This window comes from Microbacterium sp. 2FI, assembly GCF_005502885.1.
Classification (GTDB): Bacteria; Actinomycetota; Actinomycetes; order Actinomycetales; family Microbacteriaceae; genus Microbacterium.
Genome location: NZ_SCMR01000032.1, coordinates 18,156 through 33,540, shown reverse-complemented (window position 1 = coordinate 33,540; position 15,385 = coordinate 18,156). Strand labels below are relative to the sequence as shown.

Genomic DNA, 15,385 nt, shown 5'->3' with positions numbered 1-15,385 from the left:
ACCTCGCGCAGCGCGCTGCGCCCGACCTCGCCGATCGCGGTGTGACCCGAGAGCCCGAGGGTGATGTCGAGCTCGGCCAGCACATTGCGCACCGCCTCGCCCACCCCCGCCTCGCCCGCGATCCCCAGCCCGTACGCGTACGGGCGCCCGATCGCGACCGCCGTCGCTCCCAGTGCGAGCGCGATGAGGACGTCGGACCCCTGACGCACCCCCGAGTCGAACACGATCGGCACACGGCCGGCGATGCGCTCGGCGATCGTCGGCAGCACGTCCAGCGTCGGCACCGACTGGTCGATCTGGCGTCCGCCGTGGTTGGAGATCCAGACGCCGTCCATGCCGACGTCGAGGGCGCGGATCGCGTCATCGGGGTGCACGATGCCCTTCACGATGATCGGCAAGCTCGTCCACTCGCGGGCCCTGGCGAGGTCGTCCCACGTGAGCGCGGGCGTCGAGAACACGTCGAGGAACGTCTCGACGGCAGCACGAGGGAGCGGCGAGCGCAGGCTCTCGCGCAGCCCCGCGCCGGTGAGCGGCGCCCCCTTGCGGGCGATCGTGACGCCCGCGGCGACCGCCTTCGCGGTGACCTTCACCGGCGGTGCGGCGGCGGCCGCGGCATCCGGTCCTCGCCTCACGCGATCGCGCACGAGCTGCTGGAAGACGGGGTCGGAGGTGTACTGCGCGATCCCCATCCCGCGTGTGAACGGCAGATAGGCCAGATCGAGGTCGCGCGTGCGCCAGCCGAGCAGATGGGTGTCCAGGGTCACGACGATCGCCTCGCAGCCGGATGCCTCGGCCCGTCGCAGCAGCGACGCGTTGAGGTCGTCGGATGCCGACCAGTAGAGCTGGAACAGCCGGGCTCCGCCGGGCGCTGCCGCCGCCACATCCTCCATCGCGACGGACGCCTGGTTCGAGAGGACGTAGGGAACGCCGACGGATGCCGCCGCCCGCGCGACGGCGAGGTCGGCCTCACCGTGCGCCATCTCCATCACCCCGAGAGGGGCGAGCAGCAGGGGCGTCGGCCGACGGCGCCCGAGGAAGTCGATCGAGAGGTCGCGCTGTGAGACGTCGCGCAAGGGCCGGGGCCACACCTGCCAGCGCCCGAAGGCGGCGCGGTTGGCGGCCATCGTGCGCTCGGCACCGGCGCCGCCGGCGATGTAGGCGAACGCCTCGGCGCTGAGCGCCTTGCGCGCGGCGGCTTCGAGCTGATCGGCATCCACCGGAATCCGAGGCCGGGTGCCGCTGATGCCCGCGCGGTAGATCTCGGACTGGGCCCGGCGGGAGATGCCGCGCGCGGCGGCCGGATCGTGCGGAGCGACGCTGCTCTGTGCCATGCCGAAAGCCTATGCGCAGCCTTCTGTCCGCCGGGGTGAGTAGCGAACTGAGTAATCGCCGCGCGCTGTTGAGCACCTGCTACCCATCACGCACCCCCTGCCGGCCCGCCACTCTCGTGATCGTCAGTTCCTCACGTGGTTCAGGAAAGGAAACCCCATGCCTCGCCCCATCGACCGGCCTCGGAGCTTCATCAAGCTCGCCGCCGGCCTTGTCACGGTCACCGCGGTCACCGTGGCGACACTCGTCGCCACGACGATGCCCGCCGCCGCCTTCAAGCCCTATACCCACAACGTCACCGCGGAGAACGCGTACGACGACGCCACCGACGACGGCTTCGTCACCGTCAACGGCGACGAGTACGCCGTGCGTGCGGAGATCGTCACGGCGCTGCGCAACCAGCCGGCGGCCTACAACGCCGGCGTCATCGGCCCCGACGGCTTCCCCGACCTCGCCTACGGCCAGTCGGCGATCCACCCCGAAGAGACCGGCAAGTGGCTGGACCACCTGCTCTCAGAAGCATGGGACGCGCAGAACGACGCGGGCCGTACGGCGGCCGAGAAGGAGCAGATCCTCGCGTTCGCCTACGGGTTCATGACCCACGCCGCCGGTGACATGTGGGCGCACACGCTCATCAACCAGGTGGCACAGGGCGTCTTCCCCGGTGTCGGCGAGATCCTCGACATCGGCGAAGACCCGACGGCCGCCGAGATCGCGCTGCGTCACGTCATCGCCGAGGGCTACGTCGGCGATGCGACCGCCGGCTACGACGGCAATCCGCTCCGCTCCCAGGTGCCCGGCGAGAACGACGAGACGGGTCCGGAGTTCAGCGACGACGCGACGCCCGCGTTCGCATATGCGGCGCCGACCGGCTGGATCTACGAGACGCTCGTGAACCCCGCCAACCCGCTGCCCGTCGGCACGTGCGGCGACGGCCTCGACGACGACGGCGACGGCACGGCCGACGACGGCTGTCCCGGTAGCCCGTACACGGTCGGCGAGGAGCCCGAGCCCAACCGCGGCCCGCTGATCGACTACTTCATCGACCTGAAGGCCGAGCTCCAGATCGAGCGCGCGAAGCTGCAGGCGGACCTCAACCAGACCGAGTGCCTCTTCGAGACCGAGGACTGCGTTGACCAGAACAAGGCGGTCCTCGCCGGCACCGTGCGCGGAAACGTGTCGACCTCGATCCCGGTGATGCAGTGCATCGACTACCCCTGCGCGTGGGACCCGATCGACGGCGCCGACGACGAGTTCGTCAACCCGCTCGCCATCGCCTACCTCGACGCGTGGATCGACGACATCGACCGCGGCCTGCAGCACTGGCCCGAGCTCGGCGAGGCGCTCTCGCGCACGCTGTTCGACGCCGGCACTTTCCGTGACGCGCAGAACTTCCTGTGCGACGGCGACGCCGAAGAGGGCGAGATCGACGAGGTGCTCGACACCGACCGCGCCAAGTGCGAGGACGGCATCGGCATCCTCCAGGTCGCCGGCTACACGCTCGGCGGGCTCAACGACTCGGACAAGCCCGGCTTCATCAACGAGTACCTGCTGTCGATGCTCGGCGCCCCCGACTTCGTCGGCGAGGCGGTCGAGGAGGGCGGCGCCGTCTTCCTCTGGCTGCAGGACCTGATGCAGACGATCATGCCCGACATCGACTTCCTCGACCCGGTGCTCGCCGATGCCAAGGTGCTGCTGCTGGATCTCGCGTCCGAGGCCCTCGGCTTCGACGTGGAGCAGCTGTCGTCGTTCCTCAAGCACCCGACGTACTGGATGGAGGTCGGCTCGGCCGACATCGATGTGCCGTTCTCGGACAACCCGGTCCACGTCGACCTGTTCGAAGAGGGCGACCGCGAGTACCTGGATGCCGTCATGGGTCTGCACGACCCGCTGGAGGGCGACAGGAACATCGAGCTGCCCGACGGCACCATCGTGGAGGCGTCGATACTCAAGGACAGCGCCCAGTGGGATCTCGAGAACTTCGAGCCCGCGTACGACGCAGTCCAGACGTCGAAGCTGCTGCTGCTCGACGCGAACGGCCTCAACCAGGTGATCGCCGACAACGCGAGCCCCAACCTGCTGCCGAGCGTCTCGACCGCGATCTACGCCGACCCCTCGGGGCGCCCGGCCAACATCATGGTCGACGGCCTCGACGGCCAGCCGTGGCTGCGCAGCATCGACTCCGACCACTCGTGGCGTGCCGACCGCCTGCCGGTCTTCAACTCGCCCGACCCGGGTCACCACTCCGAGAACGAGGCGCACTACGCCGGCACCGGCCAGATGCCGATGTGGGAGTCGTGCATCGCTCGCCCCGCCTTCCGCGAGATCTTCCGCGACTGGGAGAACGGCGCGTGGTACCGGCCCGGGATGAACTTCCCCGACCTGGGCGACGCCCCGACCGCACCGGCGTGGCTGGACGGGTCGCTCACGGCGGACGTCGCGATCACGGGAAGCCAGGCCGTCGTCGGCGGAGTGCAGTGGGTGGGCATCGACCACACCTTCACGCTCACCGCAGCCGACGAGTCCTTCACTCCGGAGTCGCTGACCACGACCTACGCCGTCTACCCGTTCGGCTCGCAGCCGCAGGGCTGGACGACGGTCGAAGGCCCGGTCGCGGAGTTCGCGCTCCCCGCCGACGCTTCCGAGAACGTCCCGTGGGTCATCGACTGGAAGGCGTCGAGCGAGTGCCAGAACATCAGCGGAACGCAGGTCGTCCGCGTCGATCGCACGGCACCGGTCATCGCGCTCACCGAGCCCGCCGCCACCGGCTACGACACCGATGACATGGCGAGCGTGCAGTACACGATCACCGACGCGCACAGCGGCGTCGAGACGCAGTCGGTGCAGTTCGACGGCACCGAGGTGCCGACGGGCTACGTGCTCGACATGTTCACCCTCGACACCGGTGCTCACGCAGCCGAGGCGACCGCCACCGACTTCGTGGACAACACGGCGACGGCCACGCGGGCGTTCACGCTGCTGGCGACGACCCAGTCGCTCAGCAACAACCTGACCCGCGCGGTGTCGGAAGGACTCGTCACCGACACCAAGGTCGTGAAGGGCCTGCGCGACAAGCTGAACGCCGCGCTGAAGAGCCACGCGACGGCCAAGCACCCGACCGAGGTCAACCAGCTGGGTGCGGTCGTCGAGCAGCTGGAGGGCCAGCTCGGCAAGGGCGTCGACTCGGTGTTCGGCACCCGGATGATCGGCTGGGCGAACGATCTGATCGCCGTCCACTGATCGGCTGAGAACGGCGGCGGCCGGTCCGGGGAGCATCCCCGGACCGGCCGTCTTCGTCGTACCCGCTCAGCCGCCGAACCCGCACCACTCGGCGACCCAGGTGAGGATGCGCCCGCGCAGATCCTCGGGTGCCGCAAGCTCGATCTCACCGGGCTCGCCGTCCACGGCCACCTCGACGTCGAAGATCGTGCCCCTCTTGTCCTCCTGCACGGCATGGGCGTCGCACCGCAGCGGCACGAGCGGGAGCGCGATCACGACGGCCTCACGATCGCCGGGGGCGACATCGAGGTCGATCGGATAGGTTTCGGCGGTCGTGTCGGCGGATCCGAAGGTCAGCAGGTTCGTGGTCTGGATGCCCGCGACCGTCGCCGCGGCGTCTCCGGTCGGGGTGACGGTGAGCTCGAGCGTCGCCGGCTCTCCCGGGGGCGACGGCTCGAACCCGGTGAAGGCGATGGATGCGGCATCCGTCAATGCCTCCGCACGGCACTCGCGCTCGTGAAGCGGGCCGATCACGTCGAGCGGGTCGGTGAGCGGCGTCACCGCGATCGCCGGGTCGCCGGCGACGATGAGCTCGAGCGCCGCCTCGACGACGACCTCGCCGTCGGGCGGACTCGGGCACTCCACGGCCGGCAGCTGCAGGCGGATGTCGACCTGCCCGCCCGCCGGGATCGTGCTCGTGCGCTCGAGCACGCGGGTGATGTCATCACGGAACCGCGGATCGTCGACGGTGACATCGCCCACAGTGAGCGGGTCGTCCGACCCGTTCGTGATGCGCAGCTGCACCTGGCGCGCCGCGACGTCCGAGCGCAGCTGGATGAGCTCGACGGTGACCTCGTCGGGGATCACCGCCGCGTGCTGTCCGGGGATCATGGGCTCGCGCTGGGCGGCGCACGCGGTGAGGGCGAGTGCGCAGGCGAGCGCGAGCACCGCCCCGGCCCACCGCCCCCGCGTCGCCGCCATCACTGGCGCGTGATCGTCTCGCGAAGGACGGTGACGTCGTCGAGCGCGATCGGGTCGATCTCGACGCCGAGGCCCGGGCCGGTCGGCACGCGCACGTGCCCGTCTTCGATCACCGCCGGCTCGGTCACGATGTCACGGTGATAGAACCGGGCCGACGCCGAGATGTCGCCCGGCAGCGTGAACCCCGGGAGGGCGGCCAATGCGGCATTCGCGGCGCGGCCGATACCGGTCTCGAGCATGCCGCCGCACCAGACCGGGATGCCGGCACCCCGGCACAGGTCGTGGATCGCGACCGCCTCGAGGTAGCCGCCGATCCGGCCGGCCTTGATGTTGATGACGGATGCCGACCCGAGCGCGAGCGCGTCCATCGCCGCCTTCTGCGACACGATCGATTCGTCGAGGCAGACCGGCGTGTGGAGGTGTCGCGCGAGGGTCGCATGGTCGACGATGTCGTCTTCCTGCAGCGGCTGTTCGATCAGCAGCAGATCGAAGCGGTCGAGCTCGGCGAGCGTATCGATGTCGGCGAGCGTGTACGCCGAGTTCGCATCGACCTGCAGCGGGATGCCGCCGAAGGCGTCGCGCACGGCGGCGGTGTCGGCGACGTCGCGACCCGGCTTGATCTTGATCTTGATCCGGACGTAGCCGTCGTCGAGGTACCCGCCGACGGCGTCGACGAGGGTCGCGGGATCACGCTGGATGCCGACCGAGACTCCCGACGGAACGCGGTCGCGCACGGCTCCGAGGTACTCGCCGAGCGGCCTGCCCTCGGAGCGCAGTGCGGCGTCGAGCACGGCGAGCTCGAGCCCGGCCTTCACCATGCGGTGCCCGACGAAGGGTCGCAGCACCTCGGCCACCTCTTCGGGCGCGATGGTTCCGCGATCCAGCAGTGCCGGTCCGAGGAAGCGCAGAGCGACATCCCATGCGCTCTGGGTGTACTCGCTCGAGTACAGCGGCGCGGCACCGGTGACGATCTCGCCCCAGCCGTCGGCGCCCGCGGTCAGGGCACGCACGACGATCACCTCGCGCACCGTTTCGGTGCCGAAGCTCGTGGTGAAGGGCGAGACGAGGGGCAGCTGCAGCACGCGCAGCTCGAATCCCTCGAGGGCGACGGATGCCGCGGGCCGGGCGATGGGCATGCGCCCAGGCTACGCCCGGACCGGTCCGGCCGGTCCGGGCGTTCAGCCGGCGTAGCGTCCGGTCGGCGCGAAGCCGCGGACCGGGACGTACGTCGAGCGCGCCGTGCGCGGCTGCCGCCGGGACCCGTGCCGCGGGCGCTCGCGGTGGCGGGCGTCCCTCAGTGCGACGACCAGGATTTCGATGTGCTCGCGCATGGTGTGCTCCTTGACTGCTCCTTGCTGTTGAGGAGCACTCGGGGGCACGGCTGATACGCGCTCCGCAGGAGATGAGGGCCTCCGCAGGAGCCTCGGGGCGGATCCCTCCTGTAGAGCCGCACATCTCCTGCCGGCCGAGCGACCGCGGCCGGCGGCTGCGTCAGCCGGGCAGTTCGGCGAACGCGCGCACCGGGAACGTGCCGAAGCCCTCGACCGCCGGCGGCGCCGCGGTGAAGCGCGTACCGCGCGGCGGCAGCTCGCCGAGGTTCGCGAGGTGCTCGACGACGTGCACGCCGGCACCCAGCAGCAGCGAGTGCGCGGGGCGCTCGCCGCCGGATTCGGTGTCGTCGATGTTGACCGAGTCGATGCCGACGAGCACGGCGCCGGCGTCGATGAGCCACTGCGCACCCTCGCCCGTCAGGAACGGCGCGCCGACGCCGTACGCGGGCGTGCCGAAGTGCCGGTCCCATCCGGTGTGCAGCAGCACGGCGGCTCCGCGCACGTCGCGGTCGGCGAGGATCTCGGGACGGATCCCGCGACGTGAAGCATCCCACGCATCCTCGAGATGGAGGACCTCCGCCCGGAGCCCGACGAGGGTCGACAGGTCGAGTCCGGCGAGGTCGGGGCCCTCGGCGTAGCGGTGGAAGGGCGAGTCGAGGTAGGTGCCGGTGTTGCCGATCATCGTGATGACGTCCATCGCGAACTCGGTGCCCGGTGCGTACTTCGCGCGCGAGTCCTCGCGCGTGAGGTGCGGCGTGATGGTCGGCGCGGGAAGCCCCGGGTACGTCACGAGTCCCGCGCGGACGACGTGGCTGAGATCTACGATGCGACGACCGGATGCCGGGGACTCGGCATCCGTCATCTCGATGCCGCGGCTGCCGCGGTGGGGCTCTTCGACGATCCGCAGGCCCCGGAGGTCGACCTCGTCGACGAGCGCGAGGCCGAGGTGGCCGATCAGCAGCCGGGCGACCTCGTCGCTCGAGGCCTCGGGCCCCGGCAGGTCGAGACGGAACCCCGTGCCGCTGAGCGCGCCGCCGTTGGCGAAGCGGATGTCGAAGTCGAAGTGGGCGCGGTACTCGGGCATGACAGGAGCCTACGGCCGCACGAACAGGTACCCGCGTTCGTCGTCGAAGCCCCCGATCGCGAGACCGTCGGCGAGGTGCGTCAGGATCCCCTCGCGCACGCGGAGTCGCCAGGCCACGGCATCCGTCCCCGCGGTCTGCCGCATCGCCTCGATGTCGTGCGGCACCGCGACCGAGGCGACCACGCGATCGTCCGCGGGTGTCGGGACCGGTGGCGCGGCCAGCGCCCACGACACCATGATGCGGTCGGTCTCGTCGCCGCGGTTCACGCCGTCGTCCATGGGTCCGTAGTGGTTCACGAGGTACTCGGTCACGCGGGTGCCGAGCACCCGCAGATTGAAGTGGGCGTTGCGCGCCACGAGCGGATCGAAGGTCCACGTGATGTGGCCGACCTCGCGCGCGAGCGCCCACTCTCGCTGGTGCTGCTTGAGGGCGCGGCCGAGTCCGCGGCTCTGCAGGCCCGGCAGCACCCCGGTGATGTGGCTGTGCATCGACCGCGCGCCGGGCTCGGCGAAGAACGCGACCGAGGCGCCCACCATCCGCTCGCCCTGGTACAGCCCGACGGCGTAGTTGCCCGAATGCGCGATCGCGCGCAGCAGGTTCGGCGGCATCCCGCCGCGGTCGCCGCCCCACACCTCGGCCAGCACCTCGGAGGCGCGGAAGACCTCGTCGACGGTGTCGAGGGGACGGATGCTGATGCCCGGCGGCGCCTGGATGTCGGCCATGCGTTCACGGTACTCCCGAGCCCGGCCCACGCGAACGCCGATAGCCTGAACCGATGGGTACACGGGATGAGGACGCGCGAAGACGACTCACCCGGATGCCGAGCCAAGGCGCGATCATCGCGGTGCTGGCGACCGCGGGCCTGTGCTCGTCGTTCATGTTCACGCTCATGGTGCCGATCCAGTCGAAGCTGCCCGAGCTCCTGAACGCGAGTCGCGAAGACACCGCGTGGGTCGTCACCTCGACGCTGCTGGCGGCCGCCGTCATCACGCCGATCTCGGGCCGCCTCGGCGACATGTACGGCAAGCGACGGATCGTGCTGGTGCTGGTGAGCATCATGGTGCTGGGCTCGGTGATCGCGGCACTGTCGCCCGGGATCATCGGGATCATCGTCGGGCGGACGCTGCAGGGGGCCATCGTCGGCGTCGTGCCGCTGGGCATCTCGATCATGCGCGATGTGCTCCATGAGGATCGCGTCGACTCGGCGATCGCGTTCATGAGCGCAACGCTCGGTGTCGGCGGCGCGCTCGGGCTGCCGATCAGCGCGCTGGTGACCGAGCGCAGCGACTGGCACGTGCTCTTCTGGATCGCCGCCGGGCTCGGGATCGTCGTCTTCGCGCTCGTCGTGTGGATCATCCCGGTGAGCGTGCTGCGCACGGCCGGGCGCTTCGACTACGTCGGTGCCGCGGGGCTCGCGGTCGGACTCGTCGGCATTCTGCTGGCGATCTCGCGCGGGAACGAGTGGGGCTGGGGATCGCCGCCGGTGCTCGCCTTCGGCCTCGGCGGGCTCGTGGTGCTGCTGGTCTGGGGCTGGTACGAGCTGCGCATCGCCGAGCCGCTGCTCGACCTGCGCGTCGCCGCGCGCCCCGCGGTGCTGCTGACGAACATCGCCTCGATCGCGATGGGGTTCTCGCTGTTCGCGTCGAACGTCGTGTATCCGCAGATGCTCGAGCTGCCGGTCGCCACCGGTGCCGGGTTCGGGCTGTCGCTGCTGGCGGCGAGCCTCATCGTGATGCCCTCGGGCATCGTGATGATGCTGCTCTCGCCGGTGGCCGGGCGCATCGCGACCCGCACCGGTCCGAAGCTCCTGCTGCTGCTGGGTGCGATCTCGCTCATCGCGGCGTACGGCTTCACGCTGCTGTTCTCGTCGGAGGTGTGGCACATCCTCGTGGCGAACATCCTCATCGGCGCGGGCATCGGCTTCGGCTACGCCTCGATGCCGATGCTCATCATGCGCTCGGTGCCGCAGAGCGAGACGGGCGCGTCGAACGGCCTGAACGCGCTGTTCCGCTCACTCGGCACCTCGACCGCCGCCGCTGTGATCGGCGCGGTGCTGGCCACGTCGTCGGTCGACTTCGAAGGCGTGCCGGTGCCGACGACGGCGGGCTTCACCCTGTCGCTCATCCTCGGCGGCGCGGCGGCGATCGTCGCTCTCGTCATCGGGCTGTTCATCCCCGCCAAACGGGCACCGCAGGAGCAGCATCCGTCGCTCCCCGAATGAGAGCGCCGGGGCTCGTCAGTCGTCGATGATGCGCAGCCGGTGCGAGCCGGGCGCGAGCTCGCGCGCGACGGCGACCGCCGAGCGCAGCGCGCTCTCGTGCGAATCGGCGTCGGCGGCGTAGAGCCCTGCGACCCACAGCCCGTGGGACCCCTGGAGAGGCGCGAGGCGGCGCTGCGCGTCGAAGTACTCCGGCGTGATCGCGCCGTGCTCGTAGCGCGCGACGGCGTACAGCGGCTCGGGAAGCCGCTCGTCGAAGCTGACCCAGCTCTTGAAGACCGGAAGCCCCGCTCGCGGGTTCCACACCGACAGGGCGCTGTGCGTGTCGTTCCACCGCACGTTGACCACCGACCAGTCGCGGGGACTCCGGGGCATGAGCGTGCGGTCGCCGTGGATCGCGATCGTCGTGTCGAAGTACTCGAAGCGACCGAGTTCGCGCGCGATCGGTGCGAGCAGCGGATTCGGCGAGACCAGCCGGTGCGCCTCGCGCGCGCTGGTCGCGAGGATGACACGGTCGAAGGATGCCCGTGACCCGTCGCCCGTGTCGATCGAGAATCCGGTGGCGTCCTGCGTCATGCCGAGCACCGGGCGACCCTGCCGGATGCGGGTGCCGCCGAGCGTCGCGACGAGCGCGTCGACGTACGCGCCCGTGCCGCCGAGGATCTCGCTCTGCACCGGCGGTCGCAGCCCGCGCGGCAGGTTCGCGCCGAGGTAGTACAGGGCGTTGTAGGCGGCGAAGCGGCGGAACTGGGCCGGCTCCACGCACCAGAACGCCTGCATGATCGGCAGGAGCACGGCGTCGACGAAGGATCGCGGCATCCGCTCGCGTTCGAGGTACTCCGCGATCGTGAGTGCGGTGTCGTGCCTCGCGAGGAAGGCGGGGATGCCGCCGAGGAAGCGCCGGAATCGGATGAGGTCGGCGATCGCCCTCGGCGTCAGCGACGACCAGGCGGGGCGCGCGCCGCGCATCGGCGGCATGACGAGGGAGCGCGCGTCTTCGCGGCGGAACAGCGTGAGCGTCGCCGGGTACGACCGCCTCTCGACGGCGAGCTCGTCGAGGAGCCGGTTGAACGTCGGATACACCCCGCCGGGCGCGAAGAACTGGAAGCCGGCGTCGACCCGCAGCGAGCGGCCGTGAGCCTCGATCTCGATGGTGTGGGCGTGTCCGCCGAGACGCTCGTCCTTCTCGAAGAGCGTGACCTCGTGGTGCTCTTCGAGCAGCCACGCGCACGCGAGACCGGCCGCTCCTCCTCCGACGACCGCGATGCGCATGGTCACGTGCTTATCGCATCGGGCGCGGCACCGCATATAGCCTGACGCCATGAGCGACGACCTCACGCCTGCGGCAGCAGCCGCGGATCCGGCCTCAACCGGGGCGGCGACATCAGCCCCTGCGGGCGCGTCCGGCGACAGTGACACGCGATTCTTCGGACAGCCGTGGGCTCTGATCCACATCTTCGGCGTCGAGGCGTGGGAGCGATTCAGCTTCTACGGCATGCAGGTCGCGATGACCTACTACCTCTACTTCTCGGTGTCCGAGGGCGGTCTCGGACTGCCGCAGACCACCGCGGTCGGGATCATCGGCGCGTACGGCGGGTCGGTGTACCTCGCGACGGTGCTCGGCGCGTGGATCGCGGACCGACTGCTCGGGTCGGAACGCACGCTGTTCTACAGCGCGATCGTCATCATGACCGGGCACATCGCGCTCGCGCTGATCCCGGGGTTCGGCGGCGTGATCGTCGGCCTCATTCTCGTGGCGCTCGGCAGCGGCGGACTCAAGGCCAACGCGACCTCGGTCGTGGGGACGCTGTACACGGCGGATGACCCCCGTCGCGACGCCGGCTTCTCCCTCTTCTATCTGGGAATCAACCTCGGCGCCTTCGCAGGGCCCATCATCACGGGCTTCCTGCGCGTCAACTACGGGTTCCACTGGGCGTTCGGCGCAGCCGCCGTGGGCATGGCGCTCGGACTCACCCAGTATGCGTTCGGGCGTCGCTCGCTCCCCGCCGAGGCGAGCCGGGTTCCGAACCCGCTGCCGCGAAAGCGCTACGGCATCGCGATCGGTGTGGCCGTCGTCGGTGTCGCGGTCATCCTCGCCCTGGTGTTCCTGGGCGTCATCACCGCGGACAACCTGTCGGTGGTGGTGGCGACCGCGACGGTGATCGCGGCCGTGGCGTACTTCGGCGTCATCCTCTCGAGCAAGGCGATCACGCGGATCGAGCGCTCGCGGGTGTTCGGCTTCATTCCGCTGTTCATCACGAGCGTGGCGTTCTGGTCGCTGTATCAGCAGCAGTTCACGGTCGTTCCGGTGTACGCCGAGCAGAAGCTCGACCGCACGATCTTCGGGTGGACGATGCCGCCCGACTGGGTGCAGTCGATCAACCCGGTGTTCATCATCATCCTGTCGGGCGTGTTCGCGGCGCTGTGGACCAAGCTCGGCACGCGGCAGCCCTCGACGCCCGTGAAGTTCGGCCTCGGCACGATCATCATGGGCATTGCGTTCCTGCTGTTCCTGCCCTTCGCCGGGGGCGGACCCAACTCGACGCCGCTGATCGCGCTGGTCGGCATCCTGCTGGTGTTCACGATCGCCGAGCTGCTCGTCTCGCCCGTCGGGCTGTCGGTGGCGACCAAGCTCGCGCCCGAGCGCTTCCACACGCAGATGGTCGCGCTGTTCTTCCTCTCGGTCGCCCTCGGCACCTCGATCTCGGGCTGGCTCGCCCAGTTCTACGACGTGGACAACGAGGTGCCCTACTTCTCGATCCTCGGCGGTCTCGCGATCATCGTGGGCGCCGGGCTCCTGTTGTCGGTGAAGCCGGTTCTGAAGTTGATGTCGGGCGTGCGGTAGCACCCGGGGGTGTGGGGCGGAGCCCCATTGAGTGGCGTTCGCTAGTTCAGCGCTTGCTGCCCTTCAGCTGGATCGTGGACTCGTCGAAGTACTCCGAGCAGAACACCATGCCGCACGCGGCGGCGAAGGTGACGGTGGCCGACTTGCCGCCCTTGAAGAGCCCGTTGTCGCCGAGCACCTCCATGGTCCACGGTCGGACCGTTCCGTCGCACTCGACCTCGATCGCCCCGTAGCCCCGGATCAGCAGACGGCCGACCCGCTGCGTGAGCTGGGCATCCAGGAACCCGAACTCGGCGTCCTCGCCGCACATCATGGTTCCCGAGAGGATCGCCGATCCGGTCTTGGAGTCGAAGCGTGCGGTCGAGTCGACCGTCACCTCGAGCGCCGGGGGCGGGGGTGCGACGTCGACCGTCAGCGACATGAGGCCGCCGTTGCCGCCGCCGTCCGCCTGGTCATCGATCACGATGATCGAGTAGGTCACTCCGGCAAGCGCCTCCCATGCGCCGCCACCGGGGCCGCACGCCAGCACTTCGAAGCTGCCCGGGGCACCGGTGGCCACGAACACGCCCGCACCGTAGTCCGAGGCGGAGGCGTCAGCGAGGTAGGCCCCGTCGGTCGTCGGCGTGAAGGTGTACCAGACGCTCGCATCCATCGCGGGAGCACCGCAGGTCGCGTTCAACTCGGCGTCGTCGGCGTCGGTGGTCGCATCGCTCGTATCCAGCGTGGTGGCGAAGGGAAGCCCCGCTATCGGCTCCGCTCCCCCGAAGGTGTCGTTGCTCGGCGTCGCGGCCTGTGCCGGGCCACCGGTGACCATCACGATCGCAAGGGCTGCGACCGCCACCATCGAGAGACGTTGTGAGACCTTCATCGAACCACCCCTTTGTCGTCGTGGCCGATCCCTCTGCCTGCCCGACGGGAGCGATGCTGATCGACTGCCAGTAGTGTGGCGCGAATCGCGGGTCTACGCTAGCGCTCAGTCGCCGGTGGGTGGCCGGCGGAATAGGGGAAGAGCCCATGCGCAGCAAGCGGATCATCGTTCTCTCGTTCACGGCGGCGGCGGCGCTCGCCTTCGCACTGGCTCCGGTCGCGACCGCGACCGCGGCGCCACCGACCGAGAAGTACATCGTGACGATGGTCGCGAGCGCCGACCCCGCAGCGGTCGCCGCCGATCATGCGCGTTCGCGTGGAGCCGCCGTCACGCATGTCTACCGCCATGCCCTCAAGGGCTATGCGGCATCGATGACTCCGGCTGCGGCGCGCACGCTCGCCGCCGACCCGCGGGTGGCAGCGGTCATCCCCGACCAGGAGGTGCGGATGACGGCGCAGGCGCTGCCGCCGGGAATCGACCGCGTGGGCGCCGATGAGAGTTCCGCCGCGGCAGGCGACGGCCGCGGCGCCGTCGACGTCGACATCGCGATCCTCGACACCGGCATCGACCCCAAGCACCGCGATCTCAACGTGGTCGGCGGGGTGAACTGCATCAAGGGCAACAACTCGTACAACGATCTCAACGGCCACGGCACGCATGTGGCCGGAACCGCCGCGGCGAAGGACAACAGCGTCGGCGTCGTGGGCGTCGCTCCGGGTGCGCGGCTGTGGGCGGTGCGCGTTCTCGATGCGAACGGCAGCGGTTCGTGGTCGTCGATCATCTGCGGGATCGACTGGGTCACCGCGCGTGCCGCGACCATCGAGGTCGCGAACATGAGCCTCGGCGGCGGCGGCACTGACGGATCATGTGCCGACAAGGGGCTCCGCGCCGCCATCTGCCGATCGACCGCGGCGGGGGTCACCTACGTCGTCGCGGCCGGCAATGCGGCATCCGACGCGTCGAACTTCGTCCCCGCGACCTTCGACGAGGTGATCGCCGTCTCGGCGATCACCGACTTCGACGGCAAGTCGGGGGGTGTGGGCACCCCGACCTGCCAGACCGGGTACGACGACACCTTCGCGAACTTCTCCAACTACGGCGCCGATGTCGACATGACCGCTCCCGGCATGTGCGTCAATTCGACGTGGCGCGGCGGCGGGTACCGGTCGATCTCGGGAACCTCGATGGCGAGCCCGCACGTCGCCGGTGCTGCCGCCCTCTACCTCTCGACCCACCCCGAAGCGACACCTGTGCAGGTGCGCGCGGCGCTCGTCTCGGCCGGGACCGCGGACTGGTCCGGCGACCCCGACGCGACGCACGAGCCGCTGCTGAACGTTCGGGGCTTCTGAAGCGGCGGTGAGGCCAGCACGTCGTCACCCGCTACAGCTTCACTGGCGCCGAACCCAACGGCTACCTCGAGATGATGCGCGAAGAACTGGAGCGGGCAGGCTTCGAGGGTGCATGTGTTCCGGGATGCCGCGGCTCGAGTGGCTGCGATCCGGTGGTCGA

At 70.0% G+C, this 15,385-nt stretch carries 12 protein-coding genes; 4 read left to right on the top strand and 8 right to left on the bottom strand.

Going from position 1 to position 15,385, the window contains the following annotated elements:
- Positions 1–1,331 (bottom strand): alpha-hydroxy-acid oxidizing protein (locus tag FFS15_RS17835; protein WP_137846398.1); only part of this gene is annotated, 1,331 nt, incomplete at its 3' end.
- A gap of 157 nt (positions 1,332–1,488) precedes the next feature.
- On the opposite strand from FFS15_RS17835, the gene FFS15_RS17830 reads away from it, so the two are divergent.
- Entirely contained in the window at positions 1,489–4,569 is a 3,081-nt protein-coding gene (locus FFS15_RS17830; protein WP_137846397.1) for a hypothetical protein, read from the top strand.
- Positions 4,570–4,635: 66 nt separating this feature from the next.
- Here FFS15_RS17830 and FFS15_RS17825 read toward each other — a convergent pair whose 3' ends face one another.
- From FFS15_RS17825 to FFS15_RS17810, 5 genes are all read right to left on the bottom strand, one after another.
- Positions 4,636–5,529, bottom strand: a complete 894-nt coding sequence (locus FFS15_RS17825) for a hypothetical protein (RefSeq protein WP_137846396.1) — start codon at positions 5,527–5,529, stop codon at positions 4,636–4,638.
- Entirely contained in the window at positions 5,529–6,665 is a 1,137-nt protein-coding gene (gene menC / locus FFS15_RS17820) for an o-succinylbenzoate synthase (protein WP_137846395.1), read from the bottom strand. The genes FFS15_RS17825 and menC overlap by 1 nt, the downstream gene beginning before the upstream one ends.
- A gap of 42 nt (positions 6,666–6,707) precedes the next feature.
- Positions 6,708–6,860, bottom strand: coding sequence for a hypothetical protein (locus tag FFS15_RS18715; protein ID WP_171013270.1), 153 nt, complete (start codon positions 6,858–6,860; stop codon positions 6,708–6,710).
- Positions 6,861–7,020: 160 nt separating this feature from the next.
- Complete coding sequence (locus FFS15_RS17815) at positions 7,021–7,944, bottom strand: cyclase family protein (RefSeq protein ID WP_137846394.1); 924 nt, start codon at positions 7,942–7,944, stop codon at positions 7,021–7,023.
- A gap of 9 nt (positions 7,945–7,953) precedes the next feature.
- Entirely contained in the window at positions 7,954–8,667 is a 714-nt protein-coding gene (locus FFS15_RS17810; RefSeq protein WP_137846393.1) for a GNAT family N-acetyltransferase, read from the bottom strand.
- Between the two features lie 95 nt (positions 8,668–8,762).
- Here FFS15_RS17810 and FFS15_RS17805 point away from each other — a divergent pair, with 95 nt between their 5' ends.
- A complete protein-coding gene (locus FFS15_RS17805; RefSeq protein ID WP_137846392.1) occupies positions 8,763–10,166 on the top strand; it encodes an MFS transporter in 1,404 nt (467 codons plus the stop codon).
- 15 nt (positions 10,167–10,181) lie between these two features.
- On the opposite strand, the gene FFS15_RS17800 is transcribed toward FFS15_RS17805, so the two are convergent.
- Positions 10,182–11,435 carry an FAD-dependent oxidoreductase gene (locus FFS15_RS17800; RefSeq protein ID WP_249354213.1) on the bottom strand — a complete coding sequence of 418 codons (1,254 nt, stop codon included), beginning with the start codon at positions 11,433–11,435 and terminating at the stop codon, positions 10,182–10,184.
- A gap of 49 nt (positions 11,436–11,484) precedes the next feature.
- Between FFS15_RS17800 and FFS15_RS17795 the strand changes: the two genes are divergently transcribed.
- Entirely contained in the window at positions 11,485–13,008 is a 1,524-nt protein-coding gene (locus FFS15_RS17795; RefSeq protein WP_137846390.1) for a peptide MFS transporter, read from the top strand.
- 46 nt (positions 13,009–13,054) lie between these two features.
- Here the strand turns inward: FFS15_RS17795 and FFS15_RS17790 are convergent, their stop codons facing one another.
- The gene (locus tag FFS15_RS17790; RefSeq protein ID WP_137846389.1) at positions 13,055–13,876 is read right to left on the bottom strand and encodes a hypothetical protein; all 822 of its coding nucleotides are present in this window, start codon (positions 13,874–13,876) and stop codon (positions 13,055–13,057) included.
- 146 nt (positions 13,877–14,022) lie between these two features.
- Here FFS15_RS17790 and FFS15_RS17785 point away from each other — a divergent pair, with 146 nt between their 5' ends.
- Positions 14,023–15,225 (top strand): S8 family peptidase, encoded by a 1,203-nt coding sequence (locus FFS15_RS17785; protein ID WP_137846388.1) that lies wholly within the window; start codon positions 14,023–14,025, stop codon positions 15,223–15,225.
- Positions 15,226–15,385: the final 160 nt, after the last annotated feature.